Annotated in this window: 23 protein-coding genes and 1 pseudogene; 10 read left to right on the top strand and 14 right to left on the bottom strand. The window is 64.1% G+C overall.

The annotated features are described in order from the left end of the window. Positions 1 to 3: 3 nt before the first annotated feature. From TMZ1T_RS20025 to TMZ1T_RS20835, 5 genes and pseudogenes are all read left to right on the top strand, one after another. Positions 4 to 390 (top strand): hypothetical protein, encoded by a 387-nt coding sequence (locus TMZ1T_RS20025; RefSeq protein WP_004355830.1) that lies wholly within the window; start codon positions 4 to 6, stop codon positions 388 to 390. Between the two features lie 65 nt (positions 391 to 455). Beyond that, the gene (locus tag TMZ1T_RS20020; protein ID WP_012585353.1) at positions 456 to 833 is read left to right on the top strand and encodes a hypothetical protein; all 378 of its coding nucleotides are present in this window, start codon (positions 456 to 458) and stop codon (positions 831 to 833) included. 84 nt (positions 834 to 917) lie between these two features. Next, on the top strand, positions 918 to 1475 hold the full coding sequence (locus TMZ1T_RS20015) for an ankyrin repeat domain-containing protein (RefSeq protein ID WP_004355824.1): 558 nt from the start codon (positions 918 to 920) through the stop codon (positions 1473 to 1475). Between the two features lie 267 nt (positions 1476 to 1742). Then, positions 1743 to 2831, top strand: a complete 1089-nt coding sequence (locus TMZ1T_RS20010) for a DNA-binding protein (RefSeq protein WP_012585352.1) — start codon at positions 1743 to 1745, stop codon at positions 2829 to 2831. Between the two features lie 170 nt (positions 2832 to 3001). Next, a pseudogene (locus tag TMZ1T_RS20835) lies at positions 3002 to 3286 on the top strand (winged helix-turn-helix domain-containing protein); the annotation flags it as partial. Here TMZ1T_RS20835 and TMZ1T_RS20005 read toward each other — a convergent pair. The 10 genes from TMZ1T_RS20005 to TMZ1T_RS21240 form a co-directional block, all read right to left on the bottom strand. Beyond that, positions 3274 to 4326 (bottom strand): replication protein RepA, encoded by a 1053-nt coding sequence (locus tag TMZ1T_RS20005; RefSeq protein WP_012592911.1) that lies wholly within the window; start codon positions 4324 to 4326, stop codon positions 3274 to 3276. The pseudogene TMZ1T_RS20835 and the gene TMZ1T_RS20005 overlap by 13 nt on opposite strands. Before the next feature lie 23 nt (positions 4327 to 4349). Then, on the bottom strand, positions 4350 to 4637 hold the full coding sequence (locus TMZ1T_RS20000; protein WP_012592910.1) for a ribbon-helix-helix protein, CopG family: 288 nt from the start codon (positions 4635 to 4637) through the stop codon (positions 4350 to 4352). A gap of 62 nt (positions 4638 to 4699) precedes the next feature. After that, a complete protein-coding gene (locus TMZ1T_RS19995; protein ID WP_012592909.1) occupies positions 4700 to 5341 on the bottom strand; it encodes an AAA family ATPase in 642 nt (213 codons plus the stop codon). Between the two features lie 147 nt (positions 5342 to 5488). Then, positions 5489 to 6490, bottom strand: coding sequence for an HNH endonuclease (locus tag TMZ1T_RS20830; protein WP_012592908.1), 1002 nt, complete (start codon positions 6488 to 6490; stop codon positions 5489 to 5491). Positions 6491 to 6532: 42 nt separating this feature from the next. After that, positions 6533 to 6982, bottom strand: a complete 450-nt coding sequence (locus TMZ1T_RS19990; RefSeq protein ID WP_041589933.1) for a very short patch repair endonuclease — start codon at positions 6980 to 6982, stop codon at positions 6533 to 6535. Continuing rightward, complete coding sequence (dcm, locus tag TMZ1T_RS19985; protein ID WP_012592906.1) at positions 6979 to 8238, bottom strand: DNA (cytosine-5-)-methyltransferase; 1260 nt, start codon at positions 8236 to 8238, stop codon at positions 6979 to 6981. The genes TMZ1T_RS19990 and dcm overlap by 4 nt, the downstream gene beginning before the upstream one ends. Positions 8239 to 8353: 115 nt before the next feature. Beyond that, complete coding sequence (locus TMZ1T_RS19980; protein ID WP_012592905.1) at positions 8354 to 8944, bottom strand: hypothetical protein; 591 nt, start codon at positions 8942 to 8944, stop codon at positions 8354 to 8356. Further along, a complete protein-coding gene (locus tag TMZ1T_RS19975; protein WP_012592904.1) occupies positions 8941 to 9171 on the bottom strand; it encodes a hypothetical protein in 231 nt (76 codons plus the stop codon). Before TMZ1T_RS19975 ends, TMZ1T_RS19980 begins: the two co-directional genes overlap by 4 nt. Positions 9172 to 9317: 146 nt before the next feature. Continuing rightward, positions 9318 to 9989: a recombinase family protein gene (locus TMZ1T_RS19970; RefSeq protein ID WP_012592903.1), complete on the bottom strand. Its 672-nt coding sequence runs from the start codon at positions 9987 to 9989 to the stop codon at positions 9318 to 9320. 40 nt (positions 9990 to 10029) lie between these two features. Then, complete coding sequence (locus TMZ1T_RS21240) at positions 10030 to 10362, bottom strand: hypothetical protein (protein ID WP_144312247.1); 333 nt, start codon at positions 10360 to 10362, stop codon at positions 10030 to 10032. A gap of 2392 nt (positions 10363 to 12754) precedes the next feature. Between TMZ1T_RS21240 and TMZ1T_RS19965 the strand changes: the two genes are divergently transcribed. From TMZ1T_RS19965 to TMZ1T_RS19950, 4 genes are all read left to right on the top strand, one after another. Then, complete coding sequence (locus TMZ1T_RS19965) at positions 12755 to 13444, top strand: hypothetical protein (RefSeq protein WP_012592902.1); 690 nt, start codon at positions 12755 to 12757, stop codon at positions 13442 to 13444. Beyond that, positions 13441 to 14178, top strand: a complete 738-nt coding sequence (locus TMZ1T_RS19960) for a hypothetical protein (RefSeq protein WP_012592901.1) — start codon at positions 13441 to 13443, stop codon at positions 14176 to 14178. Before TMZ1T_RS19965 ends, TMZ1T_RS19960 begins: the two co-directional genes overlap by 4 nt. Next, positions 14175 to 14699, top strand: coding sequence for a metal-dependent hydrolase (locus tag TMZ1T_RS19955; protein WP_012592900.1), 525 nt, complete (start codon positions 14175 to 14177; stop codon positions 14697 to 14699). Before TMZ1T_RS19960 ends, TMZ1T_RS19955 begins: the two co-directional genes overlap by 4 nt. A gap of 416 nt (positions 14700 to 15115) precedes the next feature. Beyond that, positions 15116 to 15556: a thermonuclease family protein gene (locus TMZ1T_RS19950; protein ID WP_315968374.1), complete on the top strand. Its 441-nt coding sequence runs from the start codon at positions 15116 to 15118 to the stop codon at positions 15554 to 15556. A gap of 7 nt (positions 15557 to 15563) precedes the next feature. Here TMZ1T_RS19950 and TMZ1T_RS19945 read toward each other — a convergent pair whose 3' ends face one another. The 4 genes from TMZ1T_RS19945 to TMZ1T_RS19930 form a co-directional block, all read right to left on the bottom strand. Then, entirely contained in the window at positions 15564 to 15824 is a 261-nt protein-coding gene (locus TMZ1T_RS19945; protein WP_012592898.1) for a helix-turn-helix domain-containing protein, read from the bottom strand. A 30-nt stretch (positions 15825 to 15854) separates the two neighbouring features. Continuing rightward, positions 15855 to 16460 carry a 3'-5' exonuclease gene (locus TMZ1T_RS19940; RefSeq protein WP_012592897.1) on the bottom strand — a complete coding sequence of 202 codons (606 nt, stop codon included), beginning with the start codon at positions 16458 to 16460 and terminating at the stop codon, positions 15855 to 15857. Then, complete coding sequence (locus TMZ1T_RS19935; protein WP_012592896.1) at positions 16453 to 17367, bottom strand: DNA-binding protein; 915 nt, start codon at positions 17365 to 17367, stop codon at positions 16453 to 16455. Before TMZ1T_RS19935 ends, TMZ1T_RS19940 begins: the two co-directional genes overlap by 8 nt. Before the next feature lie 243 nt (positions 17368 to 17610). Next, complete coding sequence (locus tag TMZ1T_RS19930; protein ID WP_012592895.1) at positions 17611 to 18279, bottom strand: SOS response-associated peptidase; 669 nt, start codon at positions 18277 to 18279, stop codon at positions 17611 to 17613. Between the two features lie 88 nt (positions 18280 to 18367). On the opposite strand from TMZ1T_RS19930, the gene TMZ1T_RS19925 reads away from it, so the two are divergent. Beyond that, positions 18368 to 18706, top strand: coding sequence for a hypothetical protein (locus tag TMZ1T_RS19925; RefSeq protein ID WP_012592894.1), 339 nt, complete (start codon positions 18368 to 18370; stop codon positions 18704 to 18706). Positions 18707 to 18760: the final 54 nt, after the last annotated feature.

Here is an 18760-nt window from a genome sequence, read left to right as displayed (position 1 = left end):
AACATGAAACTCTCGAAGCTCATCACGCTTGCCGCCCTGGTGGCCGTCGGTCCTGCCTTCGCGGCGGACAAGCACGACCACGCGCACGAACATGAGTCCATGCACGGCGGCCTGGTGGTCGAGGTCAAGGATGTCGACCTCGAACTCGTCGCCAAGCCGGACGTCATCCAGCTGCACCTGCGCGATCACGGCAAACCGGTTGATGTGACCAACGGCAGCGCCAAGCTCACGCTCCTGTCCGGCACCGACAAACAGGAAGTCGAACTCAAGCCTGCCGGCGACCGGTTGGAGTCCAAGGGAAGCTTCAAGGTGGGCGCCGGCACCAAGTTGGTGGCCGTCGTCACGCTGCCGGGCAAGCCCTCCACCACGGCGCGCTTCACGCTGAAGTGACGTCGTCCGCTTGCCCGCAGCACGTCGCTGCGGGCGGCCAACTCATGTAACCCAGAGGTGACCCAATGAAAACTCTTGTGGCAGGAATGGTTGCCGTTGCCGTCGGTGGACTGGGCGGCTGTGCGAGCCCCACCGTGTTCGAAGGGAAATACGCGCAGGACGATGGGTGGCGCAAAGGAACTGTTGTCGAAATCGGTCCGGCGAATAGCTTGAAGCGGCCTTCGTTCTATGACTGCAGGGCCGAGGCGTCCGACGCGGAAGGCGACAAGCCGTACGTGATGGTTGCGTTTCTGCGCAATGGCCACCCGTACGCGCGCGCCGCAAAGTTGCCTGCCGATGCGCAATTGCAGGTCGGTGACAAGGTGTATGTGAACTTCAAGGACTGCAACGCACCGATCCCGAAGCGCAGCTCATCAACATCTGACGAGAAGGACTTCAATTGATGCGCCTGTCGCGCGGGACGCCAGGGATTGTTGCGACGGATCAACGCCCCAAGGGTCCGGGTTCGCCTCGTCAGGACCAAGACGATGCATGACGACGTCCATCACGAAGCCTGGCGCGATCGAGTGGCCCCGGAACTGCTCGACGCGGTTCGCCAGGGCAAGATCCCGGAAGTGCTGAGATGGCTGGAGGACGGACTTCCCGCCGATTGGCAAGATACCGAGGGGTGCAGCTTGATCTTCCTGGCGGCATATCACCGTCGGTGGGCCGTTATTGACGGCCTGTTGGCGCACGGCGCATCAGTCGACCTGCCCGATCGTCGGGGATGGACGCCGCTCTTCTGGGCCGCTTTCAACGGCCATGCGGACATCGTTTCATTCCTGATCGGCCGTGGCGCCAATCCAGACGTGCGGAACGAGGACGGGGAGTGGCCCTTGTTCTGGGCCGTCTACAAGGGGCACACAGCAGTTGTCCGGCATCTCCTGATCGGCGGTGCGAAGCGGAACCAAATCGATGCGGACGGACACGACGAGCTCTGGCTCGCAAAAAATTTGGGCCGACAGGACATCGTTGCCATCTTGGAGGGGCCTCGAGGCCCGCGCCCAAACCGTGCCCTGCGTGGGACTTCGGACGAGGGCATTTGATTCGGCCTCTCCACCCTTGCTCGCCAGCCGCGCGGGGCCGGGAACAGCGGACCTCTAGGCAAGATCCTGGCAACAGACCCGGAACTGACCGCATTCCCGGTGCAGTTGTACCGAAAATCTCGTTCTTGCCCCAGAACGTGGCCAACAGGCGTGATAATCCGCGATTATCCCGTGTCGTAATATGCATTTTCATACGCGTACGATCATTGACAATAGTATGTACAGGCGTACCATGTAATACAGTACGTAAAAATCAGGGGTGTCGCGATGGCCAGAAGCGGGATCTACAAGTCCGAGGTGGTGCGGGCACGTGACGCGTTGCGCGCGCAGGGGCGACACCCATCGATCGACGCCATTCGGGTCGAACTCGGCAATACCGGCTCAAAGGCAACGATTCACCGCTACTTAAAGGAGATCGAAGAGGAAGAGGGCGGAACCGGCGGCACACAGGTTGCCGTGAGCGAGGCAATCCAGGACCTCGTCGGCAGGCTGGCCGGCCGCTTGCACGAAGAGGCCGATGCCCGGATCGCGGAGGCAAAAACCCGCTATACCGGCGAAATTGCCCAACTCAAGGACGCGCTCCGGCAGCAGCGCCAAGAGGGTGAAGCACTCAAGACCCAGTTGCAGCATACCGAATCCCTGTTGAGCGAGGAGAGTGACCGTCATCGCCAGACGGCACTCACGCTGCAACAGGAGACCGTGCAGCGCGCGCAGGCCGCGCAACAGGTTGCCGATCTGCAGTCACAACTGGCGCAAGGCGAACAGCACCGGCAATCACTGGAGGACAAACACCGTCACGCCCGCGAAGCCCTGGACCATTTTCGGCAGGCGGCCAAGGAACAGCGCGATCAGGAGCAGCGCCAGCATGAGCAGCAGACCCAGCACCTGCAGGCCGAACTGAGGCAACTGAATCAGACGCTCGGAACCAAACAGGATCAACTGACCGGGATCAGCCGGGACAACGCCCGCCTGGCGGCCGAGTTGTCGCAGGCCCATGCGCAGCTTCACCAGACTCAGACGGAGGCGCGATCGCTCCGAGACGAATTGTCGGTGGCCAAGGAAACCGGGCAACGCGTCGAGGCGCTGGGCCAACGCCTGGCGGAGCGGGAACTGCAGATCGAGGATCTGCTGCGCGGCAAGAGTGTGGTCGAAGCTACGCTCGCCGAACAGGCCGAACGTCGTCAAGCCCTGGAAATCGAGCTTGGGGCCGCCCGGGCGTCCTTATCCATACAGGAAAAAGTGATTGCGGACATGCATGCACAGCTTCTACGTCATGGCAGCCGCCGGAAACAAAGCGGCAAACAGGACCACGTCGCGGGAGTCGGCGAGAAAGCCGCAACGCCCACCGCACCATAATTAAACATTTAAAACATACGCTTACAGCTCGAAAGTCCTAATATTGGCTTCATCCCGGCGCCGCAGGAGCCAAAATCTTTTGTTGCAAAACAACGGTTTGCGGCGGATATGTACAGTTTTTCCCTTCATCCCGGTCATACCCCGAGTTGGCGAAGATCGCCGGAGTCCATGTGCGCACGGTGCAGGCGTGGCTGAGGAAAGCGCGCACGGACGGTGTCGGGGCGTTGGTCGAGAAGACGCGAGGCCGTCCCTATGGGGCCTGCCGGAAGCTGACGATGGCGCAGGAGGTTTGGGTGCGGCAGCGCATCGTGGCTGCGGTGCCCGAACAGCTGAGCTTGCCTTTTGCCCTGTGGACCCGGCGGGCGATCCAGGCCTTGGTGGAGCAGCAATTTGGACTGCAGTTGTCCGATCGCCTCGTGGGCAAGTATCTGAAGCGCTGGGGCTACACCGCCCAGCGCCCGGTCAAGAAGGCGATGGAGCAGCGCAGCGATCTGGTCCAGGCTTGGCTGCGCGAGCGCTTCTTGAAGTCCTTGTCGGCCTCGGCGCCGCGGTACTCCTGGCCGAATTGCTCACGGAGAGACTTCCAGTGGAGCGTCACCGGACGGCCGCTGATGCGGTGCAGGCGCTCGGCCAGCATCGCGTAAATGTCCATGGCCAGGGCCGAGCCCTTGAGCGCGTACATGGCGCGCACGTCCTGCGGAACGGCGTGATCCATGAGGGACTGAAAGTAATCGTCGGAGAAGGTCACGGTGCCGGGCCACAGCGGGCGCTGCTGGGAGTCGCGCGGCTGAATCCACGCCTCGAACTGCCGCACCGGCTGGCCGTTGTAGGTGTAGGCCCGGCCGGCGGCGTTGAAGCCTAGCGTCATGTGGCAGGCGGCCAGCGCCTGGATCTGCTTCTTGAAACTGGTCAGCGTGCCGTTCCGGCCTCCGGTGGTTTCCTTGCCCAACATCCGCAGGAACTCGGTCGCGCTGTCGCCGACCGGGATGATCGGCGACCGGGTCCGCACCGCCTGGGTGTTCAACCAGGCGAGCACGAGCCGCGGGTTTGCGCCGTAGGGAATCGGCTGCTGCACTAACTGCCTGCCGTCCCACAGCGCGCCCGCGGTGACTCGCAGCGCGGCGCCGCCGCACATGCGCTCGAAAACGGTGAGGCCCTCGACGGCCTTCGGTCCGCGGGGCAGGCCGACTTGGCACAGGATGGTATGCAGGTACGCGATTTCGCTACCGCTCGGCGGCTCGGTGCCGATCGTCGAGGCGGCATCGAGTAGCGTAGGCGCGATCTGCTCGCGTGGCGTCGGCGGAACGATTGCCGTTCCTGCAGAACGCGCCGGCTCGACGGCAACGCCGAAGAGGTCTTCAGTCTGCGAGTCCGACTTCCTTTTCCCGGCAGTCTTGCGCGCGACCTCGCGCGCCTTCGCCGGGTCGATCCCCCCGGCTACGAGCGCCTGGGCGTAGCTCTCTTCGCTGTCGGTCCCGTCGATCCTGGCAGACATAGCAGCCTCGGCCGGTTGGTTGTTCAGGCCTTGCGTAGGCCGTCGATCTCGAGACCGTGCTCGACTGCGCGATGGATCGCGAGATTGATTAGCGCGGCGCGGCTCTGCCCGAGCTCGGCGGCGAGCTGGTCGACGCGCTCCAGGAGCGTGGGCGCGATCTTCAGGCTGATGAGTTTTTTCGTTTCGCGTCGAGCGGTCTGCGGCTTCGGCGTCGAGGCATCGGGCGCACCGCTGATGAAGGCCTCGGCTGCGGCGCTGTTATCTGCCACGGCAGGCGCCGCCTTGGGTTTCGGTTTGGTCGTAATCGCCATATCTGCACCTTTTCGATATCGTTACGATATCATATCGATATCTATTAAATCGCAAATCAAGATCAGAACAGCGCGTTCACCAGTGCGCTGATCTCGTCGCATGCCTTCTTGTCGAGCGGCTTCGCCTCGAGTACGGAGAGCCCCTGGCCCGCCGCGTTGGCGAAGGACTTCCGGCGCCGGATCGGCGTCTGCAGGAGCTCGAGCTGCGGCACTTGGGCGACCGCCTCCTCGGCGCCGACGTTGTCGGCGGAAGCCTCGCCCGGATCGGCACAGTTGAGCACCGCATAGGCGCGCAGACCGTCACGGACCGAACGCGCTTCCTCGATCAGGGCCGCGATGTCCTCCAGCGCCCACACGTCGTAGCTGCGCGGCTGGAACGGCACGAGAAGCACGTCAGACAGGATCAGCGCCGCGCGGAGCGCGGTCGAGTCCCGGCCGCCGGCGTCGATGATGATGTCGTCGAACTTGCCGCGCTGCTGCTGGACCTGGCTGCGCAGCGTCGGCCCGTCCGGGTAGGTAGCGCAGGCGATCCCGGGCTGGTGGCCGGCCTCGGCCCGGATCGCGATCGCGGTCTGCGCGGTGCCCTGGCGATCGCCGTCGATCAGCCACACGTCGCGACCGGCGAGGGCGCGCGCGATGGCGATGTTCACGGCGAGGGTGGTCTTGCCCACGCCGCCTTTGGTGTTGCCGACTGTGACTATCACTGACAAGCTCCCCGCAATCGTTCGGATATTTTAAGTATATCGTATCGATAGCGTAACGATACTTATCCACGACTTGAATAGCACCTAGCTTATCGCTAGGCGGGAGTCGGCGCGGCTTGATGCCCTCACCTTGATTGACTCGCTCAACTAGCCGCTGAGGAGCAGATTCTTGCGGTGCCACGCAAAAGCATCAGGATGAACAGAGCGCCTAGGGTCACTGGCCTCCCTGATTCGCCTACCCAAAAACGTGGAGATGCTTTTGTTCTGCACAAGTGACCGTACTGAGCTTGGAACAACGACAGTGCGATCATCCCCTACGCCGAACAGGCCTCTATCGAACGCCCAGTGATGTGCCTTACACAGTGAAACACCGTTTCGGGCATCATCCGCACCGAACTGAGAGCGGGGGACAACATGAGCAGCTTCAACCTCAGTAGCCCCAGCAGGTGACTTCAGCCCCTCTCCACAAACTGCGCAGCGTTCGTCGTAAAGCGCAATAACGATCGTCCTAAACGCAAGCGCCCGGGCAACCTTCTTCACAGTTACGGTTGTTGTGCCAGCTTCGTCGTCAATGAGTTTGAAAGGCTTGCCCTCACGCTCGAGTTCTTCCTTAAACGCATCTGTTAGATCATCGTCTGCAAGGGGAACTCGTTCTGGGTAAAGCACACCCCAGCGCCTCCCCGCCGCAAGGCGCATGACCAGCGCAAAATCAGGGCTCGACTGACGTACTAGTACGAGGCGGTACTGATCGAGAGTGCTGATATTCCGCTGGATGAGTAGGATGTCGCCACCGCTTGCGCGATTTCTGAGAGTAGAGAGCTGATCCGTCAAACGCGACTCTGGACTGCGCGCGCCGCCCCATGTCTGATACTGGTAGCGAGTGTTCACTGTCGCTAGAAATTTGTCTCCGTCAAAAAGCTGGGCATCAATACGTTGATCAACCGTTGGCCGGTAGTGCGACGTGTTGTCCACAAGCCCTGGAAAGAAAGAACGCAGATCCTTCGGGATAACAATCCCGCCCTGATGCCCCGGAGCACTCCCGGTGTCGTTGTTCGCCAGAATCTTGAAGATCGGAGCATCCCAGTCTGGCTGAGGTGTTAGGCAGATTATTGTCATATGCGTAGCGAGATCTGACTGAGCAAGCACCATTCTAACTGTGCATGGCTGGCAGATCGCCCTACCAGTGACCAGTTAGCCTCGAATCACCAACTGCGGGGCACCAATCTTGAGCCATGCCTGCAGGGATTCAGCTACGGCCATGACGCCGGCCTCCTTCTTTCCACGTATGGCGCACTCCCATATCACTGCAACGCGCCAACCCTGCGCGGCGAGTTCACCGCAAGCACGCTCATCGCGCGCGCGGTTCGTGTCGATCTTGGTACGCCAGAAATCGGTATTCGATGCCGGCAGCCTAAACAGGCTGCAGTCGTGCCCGTGCCAGAAACAACCATGCACAAACACCACGGCGCGATAGCGCGGCAGGACGATGTCAGGCTTGCCCGGCAGGCGGGCATCATTGATGCGGTAGCGGAAGCCCTGCGCGAACAGGGCCTTTCTGAGGCTGACTTCGATGCGGGTGTTTTTCGACCTGATACCAGCCATCATCCGGCTGCGGGTTTCCCGGTCGACAATGTCAGTCACGCTGCACAGGCGAGCGCTTCGGGCACATCGTGTCGGTCTTCTCGCCTAGCCAGAATGTGCGGAACCATGGCCCGGGCCACCTCACGCATGACAGGCATTACAACGCTGTTACCGAACTGCTTGTAAGCCCGCGTATCGGAGACCGGGATCCGGAAACTGTCCGGAAAGCCCATCAGGCGCGCGCACTCCCGCGGCGTGAGCCTGCGCGGGTTGATACCCTCGCCCTGATAGACAAGGATCTCCGAGCCATCCTTGTAGTACCGCGCGGACAGGGTTCGAGCCACGCTGCCAGGGTGCACCAGACCGAAGCCGAAGCCGTTGCCCTTTGCACGGTGCTTGTCTGCATAGTCCTGCAGGTAGCGCCAGAGCTTGGGGGTCAGTGTGTACTTGTCCTGAACCCTACGACCGGCATGATCGAAGAACCGGTCACCATCCCACGGGAGGACTGGTTCGGTACCGTCGGTACGGTGCAGGATGTCACGCATCACATGGACTCCCTTCTGCGGCAGGCCCACTGCATCCCAATCGAAGCGGATACCGTCCTCATTCCGGAAGCCCACGATGAGGATGCGTTCACGGTGCTGGGGCACGAAGTGGGCGCCATCAACCACACGCGGAGAAATGTTGTAACCCAGTTCGATGAGCGAGCTCTTGATGACATCCCATGTCCGGCCCTTGTCGTGGGACATCAGGTTCTTGACGTTCTCCAGCAGGAAGGCACGCGGGCGCTTCTCCTCGATGATCCTGCACACATCAAAGAACAGCGTGCCTTGAGTGTCGCAGGCGAAACCGTGCGCGCGCCCTAGCGCATTCTTCTTTGAGACGCCTGCGATGGAAAACGGCTGACAGGGGAACCCGGCCAGCAACACATCGTGGTCAGGGATGTCTGCAGCTTCAATCTTTGTGATATCGCCGTTCAGGGGGTGCTCGGCAGGGAAGTTTTCGGCATAGGTTTTCTGAGCATAACTGTCCCACTCGCTCGTGAAGACACAGCGCCCACCATGAGCCTCAAAGCCCATCCTTATACCCCCGACCCCTGCAAACAGATCAATGAAGGTGAAGTCCGGCTCCGCGAGCTCTTGGAGGCGCGGCGTGCGAAGCATCTCCCTTAGCGCGGGCTCGAGGATTGCCGGACATGGCGTTTCACCTTTCTCCCAGCGGCGAACGGTTTTGATGTCCTTGCCCACATAATCGGCAATCTCGCGCTGCGAAAACCGAAGGCGAGCCTCTTTCAGTAGGTCGATCGGGTTAGACATGGATGCTTCCTCTGGGAAAATTTGCGGACATTATGTCCTAAAATTGTTCCTTAAAACACACGTAAACTGAATTTTTTTACAGCTCTGCGGTTTCGATGCTGAACCGATAACCGCATCAGGAAGAAAACCATTCCGGATGGCGTTCGCGATCCATGCTCTGGACGGACTTCACCGCCTGAAGCAGATGCTCGACCGGCAGCACATCGCGGCCGCGAGTGTCGGCGGGAAGGGTGAAGGGCCTGAGCATCCCGTGTTGCTCGCCGGGCTCGCGGTAGTAGCTCACGATGAAGTGACCGCCCCCCTGGAGGCCGTTAGCAAGCTTGTAAGCCTGGGTCGTCCCGGCGTAGGCGGCCAGCATGGCGCCGAGCACCTGCTCCCACGAGGTCGAATCTTCAAGGTCGGGCGCCACCCCATCGGCCGCTCGGGAGATCACGTTACCGAGCTTGCCGCGGATGGCCTCGACCATTGCGGGCCGCTCGCGAGAAGCTTTCTCGCTGACCGCAGCGAACGCCTTCCGGGGAACAGAACAGAGCCAGGTCCAACCTGATGCGCTGTCCCATACGTAGAGGAGGACGCTCGGCGACGAGGCTGCTTGGGCGTCATGGATCTCGACGGACCAACCCGCCGCGCCGGCGCAAGCCGATGTGACGATGGAAGCCGAGCGCCAGAAGTCGGTGAGGGCCTGCTGTGCGATCGAGGTTTTCATGCTCCGACTCCCGTCGATTCGACATGCAGCAGGGCGCCGAGCGCACGCTCGAAGTCCTCGATGCGGGACTCGGCTTCTTCGTGCGTATGCCAGGAGTAGGCAAGAGCGGGGGTTGGCGTGAGATATGGGCCGGTACGGGTGTCGTAGGTAGCGAAGCTACCGTCCTCGGCCATCAGGACGAACAGCGGCGCGCGCCGCGTCCCTTGTGGGAAAATGGCATCAGCCATGGCACACCTCCTTACAGGTGGATTGTGGTCAGGCAGGGCAACGGTTGCCGCCGTTGCTTCTGCCGCTAGAACGATATCAATATGATATCACTTTGATATCATATTGATATGCTTTTGATGTCGAATCACCACCTTAAAGCATCCGATCAGCTGCTGGAGGCTGAGGGCTCGGACGCTGCCAGGAGCTCCGGCCGCCGCCGCTGCAACCACCGGTAAAACGTGTTCGGGGAGCACCCGCACAGCTTGGCGATCGCCCGACGGTTCAGGCCCAGGGCCAGATAGCGGTCGATCTCTGCAGCCTTCTCGTCGAGGCTCAACTTGGCAGCGTGGCCGGGCGTACGGCCGAGCGGCACACCGGACGCCTTCTTTTGCAGCAACGCCTCTTTCGTCCGGGCGCTGATGAACTCGCGCTCAATCTCGCCCGCCAGGGCGAGCACCGTTGCAGTGATCTTCGACGACAGCGACCCGTCCAGTACCAGGCGGCTCTTCACCACGTGCACGCTGATCTCGCGCTCGGCCGCGAGCTTGAGCATTTCGAGCACCTGGAGGGTCGACCGGGCGAGGCGCGTGATCTCGGCCGCCACGAGGACCGAGCCGGGCGGCATCGCCGCGAGGAGCTCGCCGATCTTCCGCCGCCGCCAGTCGATCTTTCCGGACACCGTGTCCTCGACGAGGGCCGGGGCACCGAATCCCTGCTGTGCGCAGTACTCGAGCACCCCGAGCTTCTGGTTTGCCACGTCCTGGGCGTCGGTGGAGACCCGCAAGTAAGCGAAGGTCGGCCCCTGCGGGTCGGCGGTGCGATCGGCCTGGTTGGTCATGTGAAGTGTCCCGTTTCGGCGAGTGTCCCGGAAAACTTGACTATAGCGTTTTAACGGGACGATATGCGTCCCGTTTTTCGGGTCGCCGGTGTGCGGGGAAAACCATGGTTTGTTCTGCGCAGAATTCCCCAAAACGTTTTACTCGAAGTGTGAAGAACGCATCGCCCATCATCGCCACACCTCCCCGACGCGCACGAAGCCCTTCCCTTTTTTTGCGCCGAATAGCTCCAGAAGATGGAGCTACTGACTGGACAGGACGATAGGCGATGAGAATTTCGATCAAGTGCAAGCACAGAAAGAGTTCGTTCCTCTTGAAGATGGCGATACGGAAGGCACGGACATGGATTGTTCTTCTGCTTACCTTCTCGATCATGCTATGGGCCGATAGGCCCCATTACATAGATGAAAGCGGGCAGTTCCAGCGTCAAGGGCCGGCCTCCGGCCGGGCGCCGCAGGCGCGAACCCTTGACGCCGCGCAAAAAAATACGCTTGCTCGAGGGCTGGGGGTGGCCTTTTACCCCCAGCCCCCGAGCCCCCCGCGATAGGGGCGGGTGTGGGCGGAGCCCACGGTTTTCCGGCGGCGCAGCACGCACCGGCTGCCGGCACGACCAGCCCGCCCACGGCCCCGCCCATAGCGACACCGCCGGCCGAAGGCACGACACCCTAAACACCGACACCGATGATGGCCGCGACACCCTCACCAGGGCGGGGCTGCGCGCGCCCCTCGCGGGGCAGCGCGCAGAGTGGGCGGGCGGGGGACGTGGCGGCGCATGACCGGAGCGCAGCGCAGGCCGTGCACCCACTGCCTTTGGCCCGACCGCGCAGCGGTGGGGCCACTGAAATGCTGGTAGGCCATGAAGCGGCCTGCGCAGCGGGCCGAGTGACATGACGAGCGGTGAGCGGCGACACGGGTGCATGCGCGAGGCGTGCGCCGTGCGCCCTAGGTTTTTCAGGGCGCACGGCGCTGGCCGAGCGCACCGCGGTGAGGGTCGAGCGGTGTAGGTGGTAAGCCACACTGCTGGCCTGCGCAGCGGGCCTGCTGACTTGGCGGACGAGGAGCTGCGGTGCGGGTGCTGCGCGAGACTTGCCGCGAGCGCCCGCAAGGGCGGGCGCGGCAGGACGAGCGCACGGCGCAGGAGGTGGAGCGCCGATGGTTTTCCGGCCGGCGACCGGCTTCGGGCGTGGCGGGGACTGGCGCGGCGCTTGCCGGCGCTGACCGGAGCGGGGTTAGGTGGGGCTGGCCGCTACGGGCAGTGACCCGCAAGCGCCGTGACAGGCCGGGAAGGGCGCCGGCCGGGCCACCCTTGCGGCGCTGCGCGCAGCGCGGCGCCTCTGACTTTCCGACCGTCGAGCGGCGCCGGCAGATCCGCGCCGGGCTGGCTTGGCGGCGGAGGGCTGGCGCGGCGCGTGCTGGCCGGAGTACTTGCCCGAAGGGCCGCAAGTACATAACGCCTATTATTTGCGGACCGCCTGTAGGGAGCCTGCGACCGGAAGGCGGGCTGCAAATAATACCCGGGTCGTTATGTAAAGTACGTAGGCAAGCACGCGCCGTGACAGACCGGAGCCGCCACGCGAGCCCGGCGCTCGCGCGGGCCGTCGAGCTGCGGCGGTTCTTGCTGCGCTCGGGACCGGTGCGGTCGTTCAGTCCGACCAAGTCGAATTCGGGCGCGCCGGACAGAGCGCCCAGCGCCCGAGCACGCCGGCACGATGTCCGGCGGTCGAATCGGATCGGGCCGCATCTCCACACAAAAAATCTCTATTCGATATCGATTGGATATCTTTCTGTACCTTGATCGATATCGCATGAATGGCAGTAGCAGCCACCCCAGCACGCCGGCAGGGGCGCGGGCGGGTGGTGGCCGGCGCATGGTGAGGCAGGGCGGCGAGCGTGCTACGCGCGGGAAGCGGATCACGCAGGGGCGCACCGTGCGAGTATGCCTTCAGGATACGGCGCCACTTTTTTGCGCAACGAGTGGGGGCCAAGCCCGGAGCGGAACTGGCCGGAGAGTGCAAAGGGTTATCCACAGAAATTGTGGATGACTGCGCGGTGCCCGAGCGTGGGCGGCGTAGGCCGTGCCGGGGGCGGCCGCAGGCCGACCCCGGCACGGCCGGGCAGGTTGCGCCGGCGCAGGGTCGGGCAGCGGCGCGGCGCCGGGCGGGGGTTTGCCGGGCGCCGCGATGCTGCCCGGGCCGGTCGGGGTGGCACCAGCGGCGCCGAGCGAAGCCGCAAGCACGCGGCCGGGGGGGTTTCCGGCCGGGTGCGGGGTGTCAGTCCGCGCGGCGCTCGGGGCGTCTGGGGTAGGCCGGGCCGGGGGCTGGCCGCAGGCCGCCGGGGCCTCGGCCGGGCAGGTTGCATCGGCGCAGGGTCGGGCAGCGGCGCGGCGCCGGGCGGGGGTTTGCCGGGCGCTGCGGTGCTGCCCGGGCCGGTCGGGGTGGCACCAGCGGCGCCGAGCGGAGCCGCAAGCACGCGGCCGGGGGGGTTCCGGCCGGGTGCGGAGTGTCAGTCCGCGCGGCGCTCGGGGCGGCCGGGGTAGGCCGGGCGTGGGGTTGGTCGCCGACATCCCTCGCCCCCTATCCGTCCCGTTTATTCCCTCGTATTATCGGGACAGCATACCTGAGGGGTGAGGACACACCCCCTGGAGCGGATTTTTCCCCCTAAGCCTGCGGCCTGGCGCGCGCGCCGATCGCACAGCCGCTCTGGTTTTTTCGGGACACCGCCCCGCGGGGCGGCGGGGCCGGAGAACACACACGAACGGGAGGCGGTGATGTTGATCCTGAAGCTAAGGCGCGGCCGAGTGAGGAACGACGGCGTGCGCTCGGTCGTGCCGCTCGTGCGCACGAAATCCCGGAAGTACGGCCCGGTCCTCGACGAGAAAGCGCTCTCGGTGAAAACCGATTGGCTGGTCAGCGGCGCGAACTCCTCGGGGAAGACGCGCTGGATCACCCGCCTGCACACGCAGGCACCGGGAATCTGGCGCAAGCACCCAGTACTGATGCTCCGGGCGCACATGCCGCTATCGGCGTGGGCCGAAGACGATCGCATCAAGGCCCACGTCGAGCAGAACGGCGAGCGGTGGAACAAGCTCCGCACCTGGGAGCGCACCGAGCGCCTGATCTCGTGGGTCGAAACGAACCGGGCCGCGGTGCTGATCGACGACGCCCACCTGCTCACCGGCCGGAAGGCGGACATCATGGTTCAGGTGGTGCGCGGCGCCGGGCGCGTGGTGACGACGACGACCAGCGAGGGCCGGATCCCGATCACGCTCCGGATGGCCCTGCAGGCGCGCAGTCCGGAGTACGTGCACCTGGACAGCGATGCGCCCTATGACATGACTGCGGTGATCGCTTGGATGATCGCCGTGCTGGCGACCGCCGCCGGCGCCTGGCCGGTGGCGGCTGTGGTCGGGGGCCTTCACCTTCTCGGGCGCGGCGCCCGTTCCGCAAAGCAATCATGAAGCTCTCGCCCTGGCTGCGCTTCGCAGCATTCTTCTGGCTCGCCGCCGTGGCCTGGTTCGTCCTCCTGGTCGCCGGTGTGCTGGCGAGCACAGCACACGCCGCAACCGCCGACGACAAACCACCGCCGCCGCCCTGGCACCTGCCGCGCTTCGACGGTGCCGACGAGGTGCGCGATCAACCGCCGGCCGGCGCGCTCGAGCCGCCGCCGGTGCTCGATGCGCGCGGGCTCTACGACTTGGTCATCACCTGCTTTCCGTCGCCGACCTGGTGGAAGCCCGAGATCGCGCTCGAGGGCCGCTACGCGAACCAGCAGGGCGAGTCGAATGCGCTCGTCCAGACCGCAGAAACCTCGACCTACGCCGGGATCGTCGCGCGCATCCCGCTATATTCGTCGCTCGAGCTCGATCGGGAGCGCGAGCGCGAAGCCATGCGGCGCTCGCTGGTCGCGCAGAACGTCGGCAAGATCGAACAGCTCCTCGCCGCGCGTGCGATCGCACGGCGCGAGCTCGGGCTCTGGCGCGCAATCGAGGCCCGCAGCAGCCGGCGGGTCGCCGCCGGCGTGACCGAGACGAAAGAGCAGATCGATGCGATCGCGAAGGTCGCCGGTATCGAGTCGACGCTAATGACGGTTGCCGCCGATCTGACCGCCGCAAAACTTCTGCTGGTAGGGATGTGCGTCGATCGCACCGACGTGGAGGCAGAGCTCGACCGCGTCATCAAGGACCGGCCGTGAGATGGTTCAACCATGTCGCCGTGGCCGGCTCGATCGCCGCGGTAATCGACCCTGGCATGGTCCCGCTGGCGATGCTCGGCTCGACCGCTCCCGACTGGATGGAGTGGATCGGTAGCACCGCCGGGCGCAAGGTGAAACACCGCACGGTTACGCATGTGCTGCTGACTTGGCTAACCGCCGCGGCCTTCTTCCTGCTGGTGTGGGATTTCCGCGGCTGGGGCGTGGCCTTCGCCGTGGGGGCGATCTGTCACTGGCTGCAGGACTCGCTCACCGTGACCGGCGTTCCGGTGTCGTGGTGGTCGGACCGCCGCACGACCCTGCTCGGCGGCCGGATGCGGACCGGCGGCATGGGCGAGTACATCCTGAGCGGGGTGGTCGTGCTGGCCTGCGGCCTGGCGGTGTTCATGTTCCGGGCGCCGGACACGGGTTTCGTGCCGTTCTTCCGCAACTGGCCGGAGCTGTACCGCGAAGGGATCGTGGACGGGGCAGAGTGGCGAGCGCATCGGTTCGAGTGGTTCTGACTACCAATTGCGCTGTCGAACGCCATCACTAGTTATCTCGCTCAGTCCAGAAACGTCTGCAATCCTCGCAAACGAAGCCGACCCTACCGTTTGAAGAAGCTGTTCTGTTACCAGCACCGCCGCAACGCAAGCACGTAGAAACGGTCTTGTAATTATAATTAGAAGGCTCATCATAAAATACTATGCCCTTAGCAAGACCCAAAGAAATTACAAAACAAGCAAGACCCCACCAAAAACCAAAAGAAAACCCAATATAAGTCAAGCCAGAAATTACAGCTAAAGAAATTAGAATCCTAACAAATAAAATTACAACAAATTTAATCATAAGAATTTTCAACCCCTTGACTTATATTATTTTTCTATTTTTTGCCGCCGCATTTTTTATACCATTTAATGCTTACGGCCAAGGATACACGTTGGATGGCCGGATCGTCTCGATTGCCGACGGCGACACCGTCACCCTGCTCGACGCCGGCAAGCGGCAGCACAAGATCCGCCTTTCCGGCATCGACGCGCCCGAGCGCAAGCAGGCTTTCGGACACCGCTCGCGGGAGCACCTGGATCAACTTGTGCTCGGGAAGCAGGTCACCACCGACTGCCGGAAAACCGACCGCTACAAGCGGGCGGTGTGCAAGATCAAGGTCGACGGGATCGACGCCAACCTCGCCCAGGTGGCGGCGGGGATGGCGTGGCACTACCGGGAATACGAGCGGGAGCAGTCGCTCATGGACCGGCTGCGCTACGCGCACGCCGAGAACCGCGCGCAAGAGGAGCGGCGCGGCCTATGGGCCGATCGGGCGCCGGTGGCGCCGTGGGACTTCAGACGAGCCGCGAAGCGGGACGCTGCGGGGCGGTGAAGGTTCTTCAGGCCTCGGACTCGACTTCACCCGGGGTCTTCCAGGTGCGCAGGTAGTCGACGAGGCGTTGCGTGCGCGCGTCGGGCGCATAGACGACGTGCAGCAGGAGCTGGACTGGCTTGGGGATGGTGCGCCCGCTTTCGTACCGGGATCCGCCCGACTGCGTGACACCGATCCTCGCCCAGAACTCGGCCTGACTCATGCTGTGCTGCCGGCGGAATAGCTTGATCTCGGTGGGCGTGGAGAAGATGAGTTTCGGTGCAGCCATGGTGCGCTCCTGAATTGATTAAGACCATTATCATACGCTTTTGTCATCAAATGAGCATGACATCGCGCGGATGATGCCGAGCGTCATCACGCAATCACCGAGCGCACGGTGTGCGTTGCCGACGGTCACACCCTGCTGTTCGGCTGCTGCCGAGAGCTTCTGCCAGCGATAGCGTCCCTTCTCCTCGCTCCACTCACCGCGGAACGCAGCATAGGCGTGCATCGCGCAATGAATGCGGTCGTCGTCGAGTACCTGGTCGAACCCCTTCGGCGCCGGCAAGCCGTACCGGCGCGCGGTCTGGCTGATCAGGCGCGCGTCGAATTCCCGGCTGTAGATCACGACCTGGCGGCCCTCGACCAGGCAGCAGAATCGATCGTGGATCTCTGACCAGGTCGGCGCGTCGGCGAGCATGGCGTCGGTGATGCCGTGGATCGCGACGGCCTCCGCCGGGACCGGCCCGCTCGGGCGAACGAGGGTATCGAGCAGCACGTTTCCGGCGCAGTCGATCACCGCGATCTCGACGACCTCGGCGTCGTCGCCGAGGCCCGTCGTTTCGGTGTCGAGGATCAGCGCATTGGCCTCCAGCCAGGCACAGGCCTGCCGGTTGATCGCCGCGCGGCGGGCTGGATCAACCATTGCCGCCGACCTTGCCGCGCAAGGTTTCCATCAGCGCCTTGTTCTGCGCCTGGACAGCTTCGAGCTGGCCGGCAAGACGTGCGGCCGACTCGCGCGCGTCGGCAGTCGCCTTGCTCATCTCGTCGCGCTCCTTCGCCGCAGCGAGAACCTTGTCGGCGCAGCGCTGCGCTTCTTTGGCAGCCTCTTTGCGGTGCTCCTGGTGGGCGTGCTCGGCAGCCTCCGCTTTCGCCCGCACCGCTGCGAGCTCACTGCGCAGGCCTTCGGCGTCGGTCGCGGCGCGCTTGATCTCGGCGCGCACCTGGTCGACATCGCCGTGCGCACGCTCGAGCTCGGCGCGCAGGTCGTCCACGCGATGCTCGAGCTCGGCCGCAGTCGCTTCGGCACGCTCGGCGCGACTGGTCGCAGCGCCCAGTTCGCCGCGCACCTGCCCAAGTTCATCGCGCAGCTTCTGGATCTCGACCGCGGCAATCTCCGCGGTTTCGCGCGCCTCGCGTTCGAGCGCCTCGATCCGCGACTTGGCCTGCTCGAGCTCGTCGGCCTGGGCCTCGAACGCATCGGAGAGCTCGACGCGCATCTGGTCGAGCTCGGTGCGCTCTGCGTCCCATGCCGATTGCGCCTCGCGCAAGGACTGGTTCGCCAGCTCCTGAGCTTGCGTCCAGAGCTGGGCGATCGCCTGCTCGTTCGCCTTGGCCACGACTTCGGGCACTGCGACGGCGATCGGCGCCGCCTGAGCGGTCTGCTGGCGGCGCCACTCACGCATTGCGGCGGTTGCGGCGTGCATGTCGACCTTGGCCAGGCGGCGCACCTGGTCGACCGTGGGCATCGTCTGCCGGCCGGACTCTTCGAAGATCTGGCTTGCCGCAGCGAAGACACGCTCGCGGGCATCGAGGGGAAGATTCGGGTTCATGTGGAGTTCTCCGGGCGTGACTAGATAATAATCATAATAATATGATTATTATGATTATGCAAGCAGCTATGCACCCCGATACCCCCGCTGGCAGCGACCGGCTTAGCGTGCTTTATTTTCCGTTTTCCGAGACGAGCCCAAGAAAGAGCCGTTTTTACCTGAGCCACCACGCTCGAAAACAGGCGCAGTGCCACGAACGGCGGGGAGACAAGGGAAGACGCCGGTCGATGGCCGAAAACCGGCTCAGAGCGGCTGTATCAGCCCCGCCCCGTCGTTGCGGACATTGCCGACCGCCTTCCCCACCGCATACGCCGCAAGCGCCGCCTCGGGACACGGCCTCACCAGCGCCTGCACCTTCTCGACCGCCGTCGCCCCGTTCAGCCACGCCCACCAATCCCCCGGCGCCAGGATCACCGGCATCCGGTCGTGCAGCGGCCGCATCGCCGCATTGGCCTCGGTGGTCACAATCGTGAAGGTGTCGATCGCCTCGCCATCGACCGGCCGCGTCCAGCGCTCCCACAGCCCGGCGAGCGCAAAAAACTCGCCCCCGACCGGATGGATGTAGAACGGCTGCTTTTCACCGGCGACCTGCTGCCACTCGTAGAAACCGTTCGCCGGCACGATGCAGCGCCGGCGGCGGAACGCCGCCCGGAACGAGGGTTTCTCGGCGACCGACTCGCCGCGCGCGTTGATCAGCTTCGTGGCGATCGCCTCGTCCTTCGCCCACGACGGCACCAAGCCCCAGCGCAGGCGGTGGATCGCCCGCTCGCCGTTCGGCCGCTGCCGCACCACCGGCAGCCACTGCATGGGCGCCGCGTTCCAGCGCGGCTCGAACTCGAACCCCTCGGGCTCCGCCTCGAAGGCCTCGCGCAGACGCGAGACCGGACCGTAGAGCGCATAGCGTCCGCACATGGCGTTTTCCTCCAGCCCCGGCGGTCGATCGCCGCCCCAAACCGACCGCATTGGGCGAAAATAAGCTGTATTTTTTTACAGTCAAATCATGCGCGTGAAAGTCATCGAACTGATGGTGGCCGGAGTTCGGCGCCCGCGCGAGGCGTGCCTGGCCGACCCCGGCATCACCGGCACCCTGAGCATAGGCGACATCCCGATCGGGACCGCCGAGAAGCGGCCGCTGCACGCGGCGCAACTGTGGGAACGCTGGGGCACCTCGGCCAAGCGCGGCTTGCTGCCGCCGCTGTTCGACGTCCAGGTGCTGCGGATCACCCCGCGCGGGCTGCTGCTGCGCGGGTTCCAGGTCGACAGCCGCAGCCCCGAGGCCATCGCGCAGCATGCGCAGGAATGGTGGGCCGTACCGGTCGACAAGCCGGGAGGGGCTTGACAGACGATTTTGGCTGTCTCGTAAGGCGTCCTCTCGATACAGCACCAGTCCAGG

This window comes from Thauera aminoaromatica, from assembly GCF_000021765.1.
GTDB lineage: Bacteria > Pseudomonadota > Gammaproteobacteria > Burkholderiales > Rhodocyclaceae > Thauera > Thauera aminoaromatica.
The sequence above is the reverse complement of the archived record's forward strand: the minus strand, read 5'-3'. Positions and strand labels throughout refer to the sequence as shown.

Bases quoted from the DNA above. Each gene is read 5' to 3' on its own strand.
- TMZ1T_RS19940 (WP_012592897.1), bottom strand. From the start codon at position 16,460: ATGGTTGATCCAGCCCGCCGCGCGGCGATCAACCGGCAGGCCTGTGCC.
- dcm (WP_012592906.1), bottom strand. From the start codon at position 8,238: ATGTCTAACCCGATCGACCTACTGAAAGAGGCTCGCCTTCGGTTTTCG.
- TMZ1T_RS19935 (WP_012592896.1), bottom strand. From the start codon at position 17,367: ATGAACCCGAATCTTCCCCTCGATGCCCGCGAGCGTGTCTTCGCTGCG.
- TMZ1T_RS19965 (WP_012592902.1), top strand. From the start codon at position 12,755: ATGTTGATCCTGAAGCTAAGGCGCGGCCGAGTGAGGAACGACGGCGTG.
- TMZ1T_RS19980 (WP_012592905.1), bottom strand. From the start codon at position 8,944: ATGAAAACCTCGATCGCACAGCAGGCCCTCACCGACTTCTGGCGCTCG.
- TMZ1T_RS19930 (WP_012592895.1), bottom strand. From the start codon at position 18,279: ATGTGCGGACGCTATGCGCTCTACGGTCCGGTCTCGCGTCTGCGCGAG.
- TMZ1T_RS20010 (WP_012585352.1), top strand. From the start codon at position 1,743: ATGGCCAGAAGCGGGATCTACAAGTCCGAGGTGGTGCGGGCACGTGAC.
- TMZ1T_RS20000 (WP_012592910.1), bottom strand. From the start codon at position 4,637: ATGGCGATTACGACCAAACCGAAACCCAAGGCGGCGCCTGCCGTGGCA.
- TMZ1T_RS20025 (WP_004355830.1), top strand. From the start codon at position 4: ATGAAACTCTCGAAGCTCATCACGCTTGCCGCCCTGGTGGCCGTCGGT.
- TMZ1T_RS20020 (WP_012585353.1), top strand. From the start codon at position 456: ATGAAAACTCTTGTGGCAGGAATGGTTGCCGTTGCCGTCGGTGGACTG.
- TMZ1T_RS19975 (WP_012592904.1), bottom strand. From the start codon at position 9,171: ATGGCTGATGCCATTTTCCCACAAGGGACGCGGCGCGCGCCGCTGTTC.
- TMZ1T_RS19945 (WP_012592898.1), bottom strand. From the start codon at position 15,824: ATGGCTGCACCGAAACTCATCTTCTCCACGCCCACCGAGATCAAGCTA.
- TMZ1T_RS19960 (WP_012592901.1), top strand. From the start codon at position 13,441: ATGAAGCTCTCGCCCTGGCTGCGCTTCGCAGCATTCTTCTGGCTCGCC.
- TMZ1T_RS20015 (WP_004355824.1), top strand. From the start codon at position 918: ATGCATGACGACGTCCATCACGAAGCCTGGCGCGATCGAGTGGCCCCG.
- TMZ1T_RS21240 (WP_144312247.1), bottom strand. From the start codon at position 10,362: ATGATCGAGAAGGTAAGCAGAAGAACAATCCATGTCCGTGCCTTCCGT.
- TMZ1T_RS20830 (WP_012592908.1), bottom strand. From the start codon at position 6,490: ATGGTGCTTGCTCAGTCAGATCTCGCTACGCATATGACAATAATCTGC.
- TMZ1T_RS19970 (WP_012592903.1), bottom strand. From the start codon at position 9,989: ATGACCAACCAGGCCGATCGCACCGCCGACCCGCAGGGGCCGACCTTC.
- TMZ1T_RS20005 (WP_012592911.1), bottom strand. From the start codon at position 4,326: ATGTCTGCCAGGATCGACGGGACCGACAGCGAAGAGAGCTACGCCCAG.
- TMZ1T_RS19925 (WP_012592894.1), top strand. From the start codon at position 18,368: ATGCGCGTGAAAGTCATCGAACTGATGGTGGCCGGAGTTCGGCGCCCG.